The 13,881-nt window shown below is 65.0% G+C and carries 13 protein-coding genes; 6 read left to right on the forward strand and 7 right to left on the reverse strand.

Translation table 11 applies throughout. The annotated features are described in order from the left end of the window. Positions 1-34: 34 nt before the first annotated feature. The 3 genes from htpX to OIK44_RS16580 all read right to left on the reverse strand — a co-directional run bounded on the left by htpX (position 35) and on the right by OIK44_RS16580 (position 2,856). Positions 35-919, reverse strand: coding sequence for a protease HtpX (htpX, locus tag OIK44_RS16570; RefSeq protein WP_273672233.1), 885 nt, complete (start codon positions 917-919; stop codon positions 35-37). 99 nt (positions 920-1,018) lie between these two features. Then, positions 1,019-1,852 carry a 3',5'-nucleoside bisphosphate phosphatase gene (locus OIK44_RS16575; RefSeq protein WP_273672234.1) on the reverse strand — a complete coding sequence of 278 codons (834 nt, stop codon included), beginning with the start codon at positions 1,850-1,852 and terminating at the stop codon, positions 1,019-1,021. 128 nt (positions 1,853-1,980) lie between these two features. After that, complete coding sequence (locus OIK44_RS16580; RefSeq protein WP_273672236.1) at positions 1,981-2,856, reverse strand: alpha/beta fold hydrolase; 876 nt, start codon at positions 2,854-2,856, stop codon at positions 1,981-1,983. Between the two features lie 232 nt (positions 2,857-3,088). Between OIK44_RS16580 and OIK44_RS16585 the strand changes: the two genes are divergently transcribed. The 5 genes from OIK44_RS16585 to OIK44_RS16605 all read left to right on the forward strand — a co-directional run bounded on the left by OIK44_RS16585 (position 3,089) and on the right by OIK44_RS16605 (position 8,744). Beyond that, positions 3,089-3,613: a gamma carbonic anhydrase family protein gene (locus OIK44_RS16585; RefSeq protein ID WP_273672238.1), complete on the forward strand. Its 525-nt coding sequence runs from the start codon at positions 3,089-3,091 to the stop codon at positions 3,611-3,613. A 6-nt stretch (positions 3,614-3,619) separates the two neighbouring features. Beyond that, positions 3,620-4,573 carry an Hsp33 family molecular chaperone HslO gene (hslO, locus tag OIK44_RS16590; RefSeq protein ID WP_273672239.1) on the forward strand — a complete coding sequence of 318 codons (954 nt, stop codon included), beginning with the start codon at positions 3,620-3,622 and terminating at the stop codon, positions 4,571-4,573. A 135-nt stretch (positions 4,574-4,708) separates the two neighbouring features. Beyond that, the gene (locus tag OIK44_RS16595; RefSeq protein ID WP_273672240.1) at positions 4,709-7,111 is read left to right on the forward strand and encodes a TonB-dependent receptor; all 2,403 of its coding nucleotides are present in this window, start codon (positions 4,709-4,711) and stop codon (positions 7,109-7,111) included. Beyond that, complete coding sequence (locus OIK44_RS16600; protein ID WP_273672242.1) at positions 7,111-8,241, forward strand: glycerophosphodiester phosphodiesterase; 1,131 nt, start codon at positions 7,111-7,113, stop codon at positions 8,239-8,241. The genes OIK44_RS16595 and OIK44_RS16600 overlap by 1 nt, the downstream gene beginning before the upstream one ends. A gap of 212 nt (positions 8,242-8,453) precedes the next feature. Further along, positions 8,454-8,744: a hypothetical protein gene (locus OIK44_RS16605; protein WP_273672244.1), complete on the forward strand. Its 291-nt coding sequence runs from the start codon at positions 8,454-8,456 to the stop codon at positions 8,742-8,744. Between the two features lie 142 nt (positions 8,745-8,886). Here the strand turns inward: OIK44_RS16605 and ftsB are convergent, their stop codons facing one another. The 4 genes from ftsB to OIK44_RS16625 all read right to left on the reverse strand — a co-directional run bounded on the left by ftsB (position 8,887) and on the right by OIK44_RS16625 (position 13,211). Continuing rightward, a complete protein-coding gene (gene ftsB, locus OIK44_RS16610; protein WP_273672246.1) occupies positions 8,887-9,228 on the reverse strand; it encodes a cell division protein FtsB in 342 nt (113 codons plus the stop codon). Between the two features lie 45 nt (positions 9,229-9,273). Further along, the gene (gene eno / locus OIK44_RS16615; protein WP_273672248.1) at positions 9,274-10,557 is read right to left on the reverse strand and encodes a phosphopyruvate hydratase; all 1,284 of its coding nucleotides are present in this window, start codon (positions 10,555-10,557) and stop codon (positions 9,274-9,276) included. Between the two features lie 114 nt (positions 10,558-10,671). After that, a complete protein-coding gene (kdsA, locus tag OIK44_RS16620; RefSeq protein WP_273672250.1) occupies positions 10,672-11,526 on the reverse strand; it encodes a 3-deoxy-8-phosphooctulonate synthase in 855 nt (284 codons plus the stop codon). Beyond that, a complete protein-coding gene (locus tag OIK44_RS16625; RefSeq protein ID WP_273672252.1) occupies positions 11,523-13,211 on the reverse strand; it encodes a CTP synthase in 1,689 nt (562 codons plus the stop codon). The genes kdsA and OIK44_RS16625 overlap by 4 nt, the downstream gene beginning before the upstream one ends. Before the next feature lie 262 nt (positions 13,212-13,473). On the opposite strand from OIK44_RS16625, the gene OIK44_RS16630 reads away from it, so the two are divergent. Further along, complete coding sequence (locus OIK44_RS16630) at positions 13,474-13,872, forward strand: PRC-barrel domain-containing protein (protein ID WP_273672253.1); 399 nt, start codon at positions 13,474-13,476, stop codon at positions 13,870-13,872. Positions 13,873-13,881 lie beyond the last annotated feature (9 nt).

A 13,881-nucleotide genomic window follows, 5' to 3' on the forward strand; every position in this document is an offset into this window, starting at 1 on the left:
CGGGGCATGTCCGGCATGCCGCATTATTCGATTGTTATGATTGTACGCCACGCAAGGCGGCGATGCGCTCTTCCAGCGGCGGATGGGTGGCGAACAGGGCCGCCCAGCCGCCCTGGCCGCCGGCGATGCCGAGCGCCGCCATCGACTGCGGCAGGGCGCCGGGCGCGACGCCGCCCAGGCGCGCCAGCGCGTGCATCATCGGCACCGGGCTGCCCAGGTATTTGGCCGAGCCGGCGTCGGCGCGGAACTCGCGCTGGCGCGAAAACCAGGCGACGATCAGCGAGGCGAGGATGCCGAACAGCACTTCGCAAACCATCACCGTGATGCTGTAGCCGATGCCGGGGCCGCGCTGCTCGCCATTATTGCGCAGCAAGACCTTGTCGACGAAGAAGCCGACGACGCGGGCCAGGAACACGACGAAGGTGTTGACGACGCCCTGGATCAGCGTCAGCGTCACCATGTCGCCGTTGGCGACGTGGGCGATTTCATGGCCCAGCACGGCCTCGACCTCGTCGCGGTTCATGCTTTGCAACAAGCCGGTGGACACGGCCACCAGCGCCGCATTCTTGAACGCGCCGGTGGCGAAGGCGTTCGGCTCGCCCTCGTAGATGGCGACCTCGGGCATGGCAATGCCGGCCCGCCCGGCCAGCGCGCCCACGGTGGCCAGCAGCCACTGCTCGGTCGGCGACGCGGGCTGCCCGATGACGCGGGCGCCGGTCGACCACTTCGCCATCGGCTTGCTGATCAACAGAGAAAAAATCGCCCCCGTGAAACCGACGACGAGGGAAAACGTCATCAGGCTGCCCAGGTCCAGGCCGCCGCCGTAGGGCTGGCGGCCGACGCCGAGCACGGTCAGCACGATAGACAACACCAGCATCACGGCCAGGTTGGTAAGAATAAACAGAACGACGCGTTTCATGGCTGGGCTCTCCGGGCTTGATTGCCGAAATTATAATGGCATGCGCATAAAGTAGGCGCGCCGGCGCGAAAAACAAGGCCGCGCCGGCGCGCGGCGGCCTTAAAACCAGTCGTGCCAGATCGGCGTCACGTGGGACGGCAGCGGCGGCAGCAGCGCGAAATCCACGCGCGCCTCGCCCGGCGCGTGGAAATCCGTGCCGCGCGAGGCGAGAAAGCCGTAGTCGTTGGCCAGCCGCGCGTACTCGGGATACTGGTCGCGGCTGTGGCTGCCCGTGACGACCTCGATGGCGACGCCGCCCAGCTGCTTGAACTCGTCGAACAGCGCGCCCTGGGCCGTGTCGCTGAAACGGTAGCGGCCCGGGTGGGCGATGACGGCCAGGCCGCCGGCGCCGCGGATCCAGCCGACGGCGTCGGCCAGCGTGGCCCAGCGGTGCGCCACATAGCCCGGCTTGCCCTCGGACAGGTACTTGCGGAACACCTCGGGAATATTCGCGCACTTGCCGCACTCGACAATATAGCGGGCGAAATGCGTGCGCGACATCAGATCGGGATTGCCGACGAAGCGCAGCGCGCCCTCGTAGGCGCCGGGAATGCCGGCCAGGGCCAGCTGGGCGGCGATCTCGCGCCCGCGCGCGTCGCGGCCGGCGCGCGTGCGGGCCAGGCCCTGCACCAGCGCGGCGTTGGCCTCGTCGATCTGCAGGCCGACGATATGCACGGTCTCGCCGGCCCAGGTGATGGAAATCTCGACGCCGGCGACGAAACGCATGCCCAGCCCGGCGGCGGCGGCGCGGGCGGCGGCCACGCCGGACACCTCGTCATGGTCGGTCAAGGCCCAGACGTCGACGCCGGCCCGGTGCGCGTAAGCGGCCACGGCGGCTGGCGCCAGCACCCCGTCGGAAATAGTGGAATGGCAATGAAGATCAACATTAAGCATACAAACACACGGCCTTGCGCCAGCGAAACGGGGAAAACCCCATTGTACGCTGCTTGCCAACAGCCGGGGACGGAGCGCGGTTTTCGGCAAACCGCGCCCGGAAATCGCGGTCCGCCCCCGGCGCCGCCTCAGCCGAGAAACTCCTCGATCATCCGCGCCAGCGCCTCCGGCTGGTCGTGGTGCAGCATATGGCCGGCGTCGGCCATCATCTTCGTCGTCACATCCTTCAGGAAGCCGAGGCGGCGGTCGATCTCGACGCGCGCCTGCGGCTTCGGCCCCATCCACAACCACATATTCGTGTCGTCCGCCTCGACCCACAGCACGGGCGCCGTGATCGCGCTCCAGCAGGCCATGAAATCCTCGACATGATAAGGCAGGGGGCTGGCGTGCTTATGCAGCGGATCGCCGAGAATCTCCCACTGGCCGTCGGCGTTTTGCGCGGCCCAGTGGCGGGACAGGAAATCGGCGCGCGCGTCGGACAGGCGCGGATTGGTCTTTTGCAGGCGCGCGGCGACGGCCTGACGGTCCGGATAGGGATGCATCACGGCCGGCGCGAGCAACTCGTCGAGCCACTTCGCATAGCGCCCCGGCGCCTGCTCGGGCCGGCTGGCGGGCAAGCCGAAGCCCTCCAGATTGATCAACTTGCGGATGCGCTGCGGGCGGGCGCCGGCGTAAATGCCGACGACATTGCCGCCCATGCTATGGCCGAGCAGATTGACGGCCTCGTCGGGCGCATAATGGCGCAAGATGGCGTCGAGATCGGCGACATAGTCGGGAAACCAGTAAGTATCCGCCTGCGTCCGCGCGCTCAAGCCGAAGCCGCGCCAATCGGGCGCGATCACATGCCAGTCGCCCTGCAGCGCATCGACGACGAACTGGAACGACGCCGACACATCCATCCAGCCATGCACCATAAACAACTTCGGCGCGCCCTCCCTGCCCCAATGGCGGACATGGGTGCGCACACCGCGCACGGGGATAAACTCTGAGCGAGACTGCAACATAATCATTCCACCTTGAAAGTAAGTGCCCCGCCACCATTTACCACTGGCAACATGGCCAAGAAAAAAGCACGGCCGTTCCATTGTAACGCATTACAACAATGGGGTCAGGTCTAGACATGGCGGTTTTCCACGCCGAAACCGCCATGTCTAGACCTGACCCCATTGTTGGTGGGCGGAAAGTGCCGGCGAGGGCGTAAAATAGCGCGATTCCAACGCTTTTTCCGGGCCGCTTATGACTATCTACCAATTCGGCGAGCACGCGCCGCAGATCGCCGCCTCCGCTTTCGTCGCCGATTCCGCCGCCATCATCGGCAAGGTCAGCATCGCCGCCAACGCCTCGGTCTGGTTCGGTGCGACCTTGCGCGGCGATAATGAGCGTATCAGCATTGGCGAGAATAGCAATGTGCAGGAGGCCGCCGTGCTGCACACGGATATGGGCTTCCCCTTGTCCCTGGGCCGCAATGTGACGGTCGGCCACCAGGCGATGTTGCATGGCTGCAGCATCGGCGACGGCGCCCTGGTCGGCATCCAGGCCGTCGTGCTGAACGGCGCCAGGATCGGCAAGGGTTGCCTGGTCGGCGCCGGCGCGCTGGTGACGGAGGGCAAGGAATTTCCGGACAATATGCTGATCATCGGCTCGCCGGCGAAGGCCGTGCGGCCCTTGACGGAAGACGAGATCCTGCGTTTGCAGGGCAGCGCCAGCAGTTATGTGCAGCGCGCCCAGCTGTTTAAGACGCAACTTACTAAGATTGGATAAGACACAATGACGACAGACGCCAACAAAGACACGCTGCAAAAATTTATTTTCGATAATGCCGCCGTGCGCGGCGAGTTCATCGACATTTCCGCCACGTGGCGCGAGGTGTTGTCGCACAATAAGTATCCGCCGGCCGTGCAAGCGGTGCTCGGCGAGATGGTGGCCGCCGCGGCCTTGCTGTCGGCCAACCTGAAGTTCAACGGTTCCATCATCATGCAGATCCACGGCGACGGCCCGGTGCGCCTGATGGTCGTCGAGTGCGACGCCGAGCTGCGCCTGCGCGCCACCGCCAAGCTCGATCCGAAGGCGCGCATCGGCGCCGACGCGACGCTGCAAGACCTGCTCAATGAGAACGGCCGCGGCCGCTTCATCATCACCCTGGACCCGCTCGACAAGATGCCGGGCCAGCAACCCTACCAGGGCATCGTGCCCCTGGACGGCGACGACTTGTCGACGGTCATCGAGAATTACATGTTGCGTTCGGAGCAGCTCGACACCAAGCTGTGGCTGGCCACGGACGACACGACCGCGCGCGGCCTGCTGCTGCAAAAACTGCCCCACCACGGCGGCAAGGCCGAGGCCGTGCCGCTGTCGGAGGAGGATGCGCTGGAAACCTGGCACCGCGCCGTGATGCTGGCGTCCACGCTGAAGCAGGAGGAAATGCTGGCCACCGACATCGACACCCTGCTGCAGCGCCTGTTCTGGGAGGAAACCATCCGCGTCTTCGAGCCCACCCACCCGAGCTTCCATTGCAGTTGCACGCGCGAAAAGGTCGGCAATATGCTCAAGCTGCTGGGCCAGGAAGAGGTCGACGGCACACTGGCCGAGTTCGGCGAAGTGAGCGTCAACTGCGACTTCTGCGGCCAGCATTATGCCTTCGACAAGGTCGATTGCGCGCAATTGTTCGTCACCGACGCGCCGGCCGAGGCGCTGCTCCCCGCCAGCACCATCAAGCACTGATCCCCCCGCCCCGTCCGTCCGCGGGCGGGGCCGCCGCCGCATTTCTTTTCATTTCGTCATCAAGCCGTCACACAAGCTGTTTACGCTGCGCAGCGTCGCACCGTCCCCCCATTGTGTTTTTCTACAGGCTGACCGATGAACAAGAAACTGCTGCCGGCGTCGCGCCGCACCTCCTCCCTCGCCGCCGCCACCGTGTGCGCGGCCGCGCTGGCCGGCCCCGCGCCGGCGCAGACGGTGGCGGCCGCCGCCGTCGCGTCGGCGGCGGCCGAAATGGCCGCGCCCGCCGGCGCCGCCGCCGCGCCGATCGCCGTCGTCGAGATCCAGTCGCGCAAGACGCGCTCCTCGGTGGCCCTGAGCAAGAGCGAAATCGAGAAAATCCTGCCCGGCACCAATCCGCTGAAAGCCCTGCAAACCCTGCCCGGCGTCAGCTTCCAGACGGCCGACCCGTGGGGCAACAACGAGCAAAACCTGTCGCTGTTCGTGCACGGCTTCAGCGGCCAGCAACTGGGTTACACGATGGATGGCGTGCCGCTGGGCGACCAGCAATACGGCAACTACAACGGCCTGTCGCCGCAGCGCGCCGTCATCAGCGAAAACGTCCGCAGCGTCGTGCTGTCGTCGGGCGCCGGCGACCTGGCGACGGCCTCGACGAGCAATCTGGGCGGCACCATCGAAACCTTTTCCAGCGAGCCGCTGGCCAGGCGCAACGTGAACCTGCAGCAAACCGTCGGCAGCCACGCGACCAGCCGCACCTTCGTGCGCGTCGACACCGGCGATTTCGGCGACGGCAACACGGCCTACCTGTCGGCGCTGCACCACAAGGCGCGCGCCTGGGACTTCGACGGCAAGCAGGGCGGCGACCAGGTCAACGCCAAGCTCGTCAACAAGAGCGCGGCCGGCAAGCTGACGCTGTTCTTCAACTACTCCGACAAGATCGAGCCGAACGAGGACAGCACCGTGCGCGTGGCCGGCGACAGCAACGCGCCCTACACCCGGCCCTTCCTCTACCCCAACTTCGACGCGGCCCTGCAATACCTGTCGCCGACGGGCGCCACGCCGGCCGCCGACGGCAGCAACTACCGCAACTACTACAGCGACGCCCAGCGCACCGACTACCTGGGTTATGCCAAGTTCGACGCCACGCTGAGCGACACGCTGAGCTGGTCGAACCAGATCTATTACCACCACGACGACGGCGTCGGCGTCGTCGCCGGCCCGATCGGCGTGGCCGGCCTGCCGGCCCTGTTCGGCGTCTACTATCCGAAGCAAAACCTGAAGCAGGTGTTCGGCAACTCCGGCTACGCCGTGCGCACGACGGAATACGAGATCCGCCGCGGCGGCCTGCTGTCGACCCTGCGCAAGGAGCTCGGCGCGCACCAGATCGAGCTCGGCGTCTGGCTGGAACGCAACCGCTCCTCGGCCTACCGCCGCTGGTACGCGCTGGACGTCAAGCAGCCGAGCTCGCCCTACGACCGCCCGGCCCATCCCCTCATCACCCAGTACGGCAGCGAAATCGACAACAAGGTCGTGCAGTTGCACCTGCAGGACGAGTGGAAGATCAGCCCGGAACTCGCGCTGCAAGCCGGCTTCAAGTCGAGCCTGCAGTTTGCCGAGGGGCGCTTCCCCGTGCAGCCGGCCAAGGGCGCTATCGCCAACGGCTCGACGGCCCTGCCGGTGGGCGAGATCATCACGAAGAAATGGTTCCTGCCGCAAGTGGGCGCGCGCTGGGATGTCACGCCGCAAGACCAGGTCTACCTGAACATCCAAAAGAACCTGCGCCAGTTCGTCACCTACGGCGGCGGCGGCGCCTCGCCCTGGAGCCTGGCCAGCCAGGCCGCCTTCGACCTGTTCAAGGCCGAGGCCAAACCGGAAACCTCGCTCACCTATGAAATCGGCGTGCGCGGCAACCACCGGCTCGACTTCGGCCCAGTCACGGCCATCGACGGCCAGATCAACCTCTACCACGTCGACTTCAGCAACCGCCTGCTGCAGATCAGCCCGACCCCGGTGATCCTCTCCATCATCGGCGGCAACCCGGTGCTGGCCAACGTCGGCAGCGTGCGCACCGACGGCATCGACATCGCCGGCACGCTGCACTTCGGGCGCCGCTTCTCGTTCTACAATGCGCTGTCGTACAACCGTTCCCTGTATTCTGACAACTACAACAACGGCGCGGCCGTCGTGAAGACGGCCGGCAAGACCGTGCCCGGCGCGCCGGCGTGGATGAACAAATTCGCCGCCAGCGCCAATTTCAGCGGAGTCGAAGTGCAACTGATCGGAGACTATGTGGGCAAGCGCTACGCAACCTATACGAACGATCTGTCGGAACCGGCCTACTTCCTGATGAGCCTGGGCATCTCCGGCCAGCTGCCGCTGGCGGCCGGCTGGCTGAAGAACCCGCGCTGGCGCGTCAACGTCAGCAACCTGGCGAACCGCCGCGGCACCTCCAACGTCGTTGTCGGCGCGGCCGAAAAGACCTACAACACCTTCCCGATCGCCCCGCGCCAGGGCTTCCTGACCGTGACGGCGGACTTCTGATGGGCCCGCTCCTGCCGCCGCCGCGCGCGCTGTCGCGGCGCCGCTTCGTCCAGGCCGGCGCCGGCGGCCTGGCGCTGGCCGCCCTGCCCGCGCTGGCCGCGACGCTGGCGCCGCCACCGGCCCGGCCGCTGGTGTTCGCCCACCGCGGCGCCAGCGCGCTGCGCCCCGAGCATACGCTGGCCGCCTACGCCAAGGCCATCCACGACGGCGCCGACTACATCGAGCCGGACCTCGTCGCGACCCGCGACGGCGTGCTGGTGGCGCGCCACGAAAGCAATCTGGTCGACACCACCGACGTGGCGCGGCGGCCGGAATTCGCCGCCCGCCGCGGCAGGAAGACGGTCGACGGCGAGAGCCACGAAGGCTGGTTCGTCGACGACTTCACGCTGGCCGAGCTGAAAACCCTGCGCGCCGTCGAGCGCCTGCCGAAGGTCAGGCCGGGCAACACCCTATACGACGGCCAGTTCCAGATCCCGACCTGGGAGGAGATCATCGATTTCGTCGCCGCCGCGTCGGCCGCCACGGGGCGCGTCATCGGCCTCGTGCCGGAGCTGAAGAGCTCGACCTACTTCGCCGCGGCCGGCCTGGCGCTGGAAGAGCGCTTTGTCGCCACGCTGCTGGCGCACGAATACACGCGCCGCGCGCCGCTCAGCATCCAGTCCTTCGAGGTGGCCAACCTGAAATACCTGCGCGGCAAGCTGGGACGGCGCGCCAACCTGCGCCTGATGCAACTGCTGGTCGGCGGGCCGCTGCGCCCGGCCGACGTCGCCGCGTCCGGCGGGCAACTGACGTTCGAGCAGATGATGACGCCGGCCGGCCTGCGCGACATCGCCGGCTACGCCGACGTGGTGGCGCCGCCGCACCGCGCCGTGATTCCGGTCGACAAGGACGGCCGCCTGGCCGCGCCGACGGCCCTGGTGGCCGACGCCCACCGCGCCGGGCTGCTCGTGCAGACCTGGACCTTCCGGCCGGAAAACCGCTTCCTGGCGGCGGATTTCCGCGACGGCAATGGCGAAAACGCCCGCAACGAGGCCGGCTCCGTGGCGGAGATGCGGCGCTATCTCGACGCCGGCATCGACGGCTTCTTCAGCGACGACCCCGGCCTGGGCCGGCTCGTCGTCGGCGCCTGAGCGGGCCATGCCGGCGCCGCCGTCCCGTCCGGGACGGGCGCCGGCGCGACAAAAATTGCCCTAGATCAATTTATTTTCGCGCGGCAAAACAGGGCCGCTACGCCCCTATTATTTATCTTGTGAATTTCTGAAATTGGAAATCGAAATTGGACGCATAACCAGGACTCCGATATTGTGCAATGCAACATCACTATTTCTTTAAGGAGTTCACCATGTCCTCAGTCGCAACCTTCCCCACCCAAGCCAACAACAGCGCCGGCTACCTGAGCAAAGTCGGCGCCGCGGCCCGCGCCCTGCTGGCAGCATTGCTGGCCGTTAAACCGTACCAGGAACTGGCCGTCAAAGAAGCCGGCGCCACCAGCCTGTCGGCACGCGTCAAGGCCAAGTTCTCGCCACGCGAACGGGCACGCGATATCGCCGCCCTGTACGCCGAAGCGAACCGCTACGAGTCGACCATGCCGAACCTGTCGGCCGAATTGCGTTTCATGGCATCGCGCGGCTAATCAGCCAGAGCAGTAGAAGCATTGCTAATACGGTAGTAGCGGCAGTCATGGCAGTACCCGCAGCAAGCGCAGTACCAGCAGTAGAGTTGAGCCCTTCGGGATGCAGAGTTGAACATCGGTTCCTCCGTCCCCAGGGCTAAGGTCAGTCCAGATTGGGCGAGTCGGCCGCTGCCGGCGCAGTCGCCGCGGCAGGCACCGCAGGAGGCGTCTGGCCCTTGCCGACGATTTGCACGAAAATCTCGTTTTGTTTGACCATGCCCAGTTCATAACGGGCACGCTCCTCGACCGCGCCGGTGCCGTCCTTCAGGTCGCGCACTTCGGAATCGAGCTTGGCGTTACGGGCTTTCAGTTCCACATTCTTCTTTTGCGCCAATTCGACCTGGCCTTCCAGGTCGGACACGCGCAGCCATCCCCCCTTGCCTATCCACAGCGGGAATTGAATCAACAATAGCAGGGCCGCGAGTGCGAGCGTAATCAGACGCATGGGAATAAAAACCGGCCGGTATCGATCCGGCCGGTTTGGGTGGCATTACTTGAGGTTATAGAAAGCGTCGCGGCCCGGATAGCTGGCGATGTCGCCCAGGTCTTCCTCGATGCGCAGCAGCTGGTTGTACTTGGCCATGCGGTCCGAACGCGACATCGAGCCCGTCTTGATCTGCAGCGCATTGGTGCCGACGGCGATGTCGGCGATGGTCGAGTCTTCCGTCTCGCCGGAGCGGTGCGAAATGACGGCCGTGTAGCCGGCGCGCTTGGCCATTTCGATGGCGGCGAAGGTTTCCGTCAGCGTGCCGATCTGGTTGATCTTGATCAGGATCGAGTTGGCGATGCCCTTCTGGATGCCTTCCTTCAGGATCTTCGTGTTGGTCACGTACAGGTCGTCGCCGACCAGTTGCACCTTCTTGCCCAGCATGTCCGTCAGGATCGCCCAGCCTTCCCAGTCGCCCTCGGCCATCGCGTCTTCGATCGAGATGATCGGATACTTGTCGCACCAGGTCGCCAGCAGATTGCTGAAGTCGGTCGCCGTCAGGCTCAGGCCCTCGCCTTCCAGCTCGTACTTGCCGTTCTTGTAGAACTCGCTGGCGGCACAGTCCAGGCCCAGCGCGATTTGCGTGCCCGGCTCGTAACCGGCCTCTTCGATGGCCTGGATGATCAGCTTGATCGCCTCTTCGTGGTTCGCCACCGACGGGGCGAAACCGCCCTCGTCGCCGACGGCCGTCGTCAAGCCCTTCTTGTGCAGGATCTTCTTCAGCGTGTGGAACACTTCCGCGCCGTAGCGGATGGCTTCCTTGAAGCTGGGCGCGCCGACCGGGATAATCATGAATTCCTGAATATCGAGGTTGTTGTCGGCGTGGGCGCCGCCGTTGATGACGTTCATCATCGGCACCGGCATCTGCATCGCGCCCGAACCGCCGAAGTAGCGGTACAAAGGCAGGCCGGCCTCTTCGGCGGCGGCCTTGGCGACGGCCATCGAGACGGCCAGGATCGCGTTGGCGCCCAGGCGGCTCTTGTTTTCCGTGCCGTCCAGGTCGATCAGCGTGCGGTCCAGGAAGGCTTGCTCATTGGCGTCCAGGCCCATGATCGCTTCCGAGATTTCCGTGTTGATGTTTTCGCAGGCTTGCAGCACGCCCTTGCCGAAGTAGCGTTTCATGTCGCCGTCGCGCAACTCCATCGCTTCGCGCGAGCCCGTCGAGGCACCCGACGGCACGGCCGCGCGGCCCATCACACCGGATTCCAGCAAGACGTCGCATTCGACGGTCGGATTGCCGCGCGAATCAATGATTTCACGGCCGATAATATCAACGATAGCACTCATGTCATTCTCCAAAGTTAAGCGTAACAGGTCTCAGCGCAGCGCGTTGTCGCACTATGCAACTAGCAATAGGGATTCCCGGCGTGGAAGCACGCCGGGCCAGTCCATCCGGGCCGCTCAAACGAAGCTGTTTTCCAGGAAGCCAGCGCGCTTGGTGATGCGGTCCAGGTCGATCAGCGTCGACAGCAATTCCTTCATGCGCCCCAGCGGCACGGCGTTCGGGCCGTCCGACAGCGCCACGGCCGGGTTCGGATGGGTTTCCATGAACAGGCCGGCGACGCCGACGGCGACGGCGGCGCGCGCCAGCACCGGCACGAATTCGCGCTGGCCGCCGGACGAGCTGCCCTGGCCGCCCGGCAACTGCACCGAGTGGGTGGCGTCGAAGACGACCGGGCAAGCCGATTCGCGCATGATGGCCAGCGAGCGCATGTCCGACACCAGGTTATTGTAGCCAAACGACACGCCGCGTTCGCAGGCCATGAAGTTATCTTCCAATAAACCCTTGGCGCGGGCGGCGGCGCGCGCCTTGTCGATGACGTTTTTCATGTCGCCCGGGGCCAGGAACTGGCCCTTCTTGATGTTCACCGGCAGGCCCGACTGGGCGCATGCCGTGATGAAATCCGTCTGGCGGCACAGGAAGGCCGGCGTCTGCAGCACGTCGACGACGGCCGAGACGGCGGCGATTTCCTCGACGGCGTGGATGTCGGTCAGCACCGGCACACCCAGCTCGCGTTTGACGTCGCCCAAAATCTCCAGGCCCTTGTCCATGCCAAGGCCGCGGAACGAAGTGCCCGAGGAACGGTTGGCCTTGTCGAACGAGGACTTGTAGATGAAGGGGATGCCCAGCTCGGCCGTCATTTCCTTCAGCGCGCCGGCCGTGTCGAAGGCCATCTGGCGCGATTCGATCACGCAGGTGCCGGCGATGAGGAAGAACGGCTGGTCGAGGCCGACGTCAAATCCGCATAATTTCATGCTGCATCTCCTAAGGCAGTGCCGGCGACGGCATGCAGGTGCGATACGGTGGTGCCGCCGGCGGCTTGGTGCGCCAGGGCGGCATTGATGAACGAGGTGAACAAAGGATGGCCGGTGCGCGGCGTCGACTTGAACTCCGGATGGTACTGCACGCCCATATACCAAGGGTGGGCGGCGCGCGGCAATTCCATGATCTCGCACAGGTCTTCGCTCGGCGTGCGGGCCGACACCACCATGCCGGCCGCTTCGACGCGGCCGAGGTAATGGTTGTTGGCTTCGTAACGGTGGCGGTGGCGCTCCGTAACGACGCTGCCGTAGATTTCCGCGGCCAGCGTGCCCGGATTGACGGCGCAGGTTTGCGCGCCCAGGCGCATCGTGCCGCCCAGGTCCGAATTCTCGTCGCGCAGCTCGACCTTGCCGTCGTGGTTTTGCCACTCGTTGATCAGGGCGACGACGGGCTGATCGGTGTCCAGGTCGAATTCGGTCGAGTTGGCGTTCGTCATGCCGGCCATGTGGCGGGCGTATTCGATCAGCGCCACCTGCATGCCGAGGCAGATGCCCAGGTAGGGGATCTTGTTTTCGCGGGCGAAACGGGCCGCCGCGATCTTGCCTTCGACGCCGCGCTTGCCGAAGCCGCCCGGCACCAGGATCGCGTCATACTTCGACAGCTCGGCGCAGCCCTTCGCCTCGATCTCTTCCGAGTCGAGGTATTCGATGTTGACGCGGCTTTCCGTGTGGATGCCGGCGTGGCGCAGCGCTTCCGTCAGCGACTTGTAGGACTCGGTCAGCTCGACATACTTGCCGACCATGCCGATGGTCACTTCCGCCTTCGGATGCTCCAGCGCGTAGATCAGCTTGCTCCACATCGACAGGTCGGCCGGCGCCGGGTCCAGGCCCAAGGCTTCGCAGACGATCGCGTCGAGGCCCTGGTCGTGCAGCATTTGCGGCACTTTGTAGATGGTGTCGGCGTCCCACACGGAAATGACGGCCTTTTCCTCGACGTTCGAGAACAGGGAAATCTTCGCCCTTTCGTCGTCGGGAATCTGCCGGTCGGCGCGGCACAGCAGCGCGTTCGGCGAAATGCCGATCTCGCGCAGCTTTTGCACGCTGTGCTGGGTCGGCTTGGTCTTCAGTTCGCCGGCCGACTGCAGGTAAGGCACCAGCGTCAGGTGGACGAAAGCGGACGACTTGCGGCCGGCGCGCAGGCTCAGCTGGCGCGCCGCTTCGAGGAAGGGCAGCGACTCGATATCGCCGACGGTGCCGCCGATTTCCACCAGCGCCACGTCGAAGCCTTCGGCGCCGCGGTAGATGTAGTCCTGGATTTCATTGGTGATGTGAGGGATCACTTGCACCGTCTTGCCCAGATATTCGCCGCGGCGTTCCTTGCGGATCACCGATTCATAGATCTGGCCGGTGGTGAAGTTGTTCACCTTCTTCATCCGGGTCGAGATGAAACGCTCGTAGTGGCCGAGGTCGAGGTCGGTTTCGGCCCCGTCGTCGGTGACGAACACTTCACCGTGTTGCATAGGGCTCATCGTGCCAGGGTCGACGTTGATATACGGGTCGAGCTTGAGCATGGTGACTTTAAGGCCGCGCGATTCGAGGATCGCGGCGAGAGAGGCGGCGGCAATCCCTTTACCAAGGGAAGACACGACGCCGCCAGTGACGAAGACAAATTTGGTCATTGCGGATAGTGCCGAACGGCACGTGCGGGAAATTGAAATTATACACTAAACGCCGGCCGGCATTCTTACCCCGTACGGAAAAAAACCCGGCAACGGCGGCCAAAGCCCGCCCCCATGCAGCAATCGCACAACAACATCGGACTCGGGCGCCGCGCCGCGCCGACGCGCAACATTTCCAATTCACTATATATGTGGGGCATCGAACAGACCGCGCCATGGCGCGCTGGCAATCTATAGGCTCATCTTTCTACGGGAGGTCAACATGAGCTACGAAGATCGCGATATGCAGGGCGTGTATGTCGATTCCGGCCACAAAGGCCCCGGCCCCGAACTGATGGGCGCCGACACCTTGATCGGCGACCATGTCCACAACCTCAAGGACGAACACCTCGGCGACATCAAGGAAATCATGCTCGACATGCGCAGCGGCAAAATCGCCTATGCGGTGCTGTCGCACGGCGGCGTTTTCACGATAGGCGAAAAACTCTTCGCCGTGCCCTGGGACGCGCTGACCCTGGACACCGTCAACAAACGCTTCACGCTGAACATCGACAAGGAACGCCTGGACAGCGCGCCCGGCTTCGACGCCGGCCACTGGCCGAACATGGCGAACCCGGCGTGGGCCTCGGAAATTCACCGCTACTACGACACCCCGCACTAAGCCGGCGGC

This window comes from Janthinobacterium fluminis, assembly GCF_028595325.1.
Classification (GTDB): Bacteria; Pseudomonadota; Gammaproteobacteria; order Burkholderiales; family Burkholderiaceae_D; genus Janthinobacterium; species Janthinobacterium fluminis.

Excerpts from the sequence above, each read along its gene's own strand:
- htpX (WP_273672233.1), bottom strand. The coding sequence starts at position 919 with ATGAAACGCGTCGTTCTGTTTATTCTTACCAACCTGGCCGTGATGCTG.
- OIK44_RS16575 (WP_273672234.1), bottom strand. The coding sequence starts at position 1,852 with ATGCTTAATGTTGATCTTCATTGCCATTCCACTATTTCCGACGGGGTG.
- OIK44_RS16580 (WP_273672236.1), bottom strand. The coding sequence starts at position 2,856 with ATGTTGCAGTCTCGCTCAGAGTTTATCCCCGTGCGCGGTGTGCGCACC.
- OIK44_RS16585 (WP_273672238.1), top strand. The coding sequence starts at position 3,089 with ATGACTATCTACCAATTCGGCGAGCACGCGCCGCAGATCGCCGCCTCC.
- hslO (WP_273672239.1), top strand. The coding sequence starts at position 3,620 with ATGACGACAGACGCCAACAAAGACACGCTGCAAAAATTTATTTTCGAT.
- OIK44_RS16595 (WP_273672240.1), top strand. The coding sequence starts at position 4,709 with ATGAACAAGAAACTGCTGCCGGCGTCGCGCCGCACCTCCTCCCTCGCC.
- OIK44_RS16600 (WP_273672242.1), top strand. The coding sequence starts at position 7,111 with ATGGGCCCGCTCCTGCCGCCGCCGCGCGCGCTGTCGCGGCGCCGCTTC.
- OIK44_RS16605 (WP_273672244.1), top strand. The coding sequence starts at position 8,454 with ATGTCCTCAGTCGCAACCTTCCCCACCCAAGCCAACAACAGCGCCGGC.
- ftsB (WP_273672246.1), bottom strand. The coding sequence starts at position 9,228 with ATGCGTCTGATTACGCTCGCACTCGCGGCCCTGCTATTGTTGATTCAA.
- eno (WP_273672248.1), bottom strand. The coding sequence starts at position 10,557 with ATGAGTGCTATCGTTGATATTATCGGCCGTGAAATCATTGATTCGCGC.
- kdsA (WP_273672250.1), bottom strand. The coding sequence starts at position 11,526 with ATGAAATTATGCGGATTTGACGTCGGCCTCGACCAGCCGTTCTTCCTC.
- OIK44_RS16625 (WP_273672252.1), bottom strand. The coding sequence starts at position 13,211 with ATGACCAAATTTGTCTTCGTCACTGGCGGCGTCGTGTCTTCCCTTGGT.
- OIK44_RS16630 (WP_273672253.1), top strand. The coding sequence starts at position 13,474 with ATGAGCTACGAAGATCGCGATATGCAGGGCGTGTATGTCGATTCCGGC.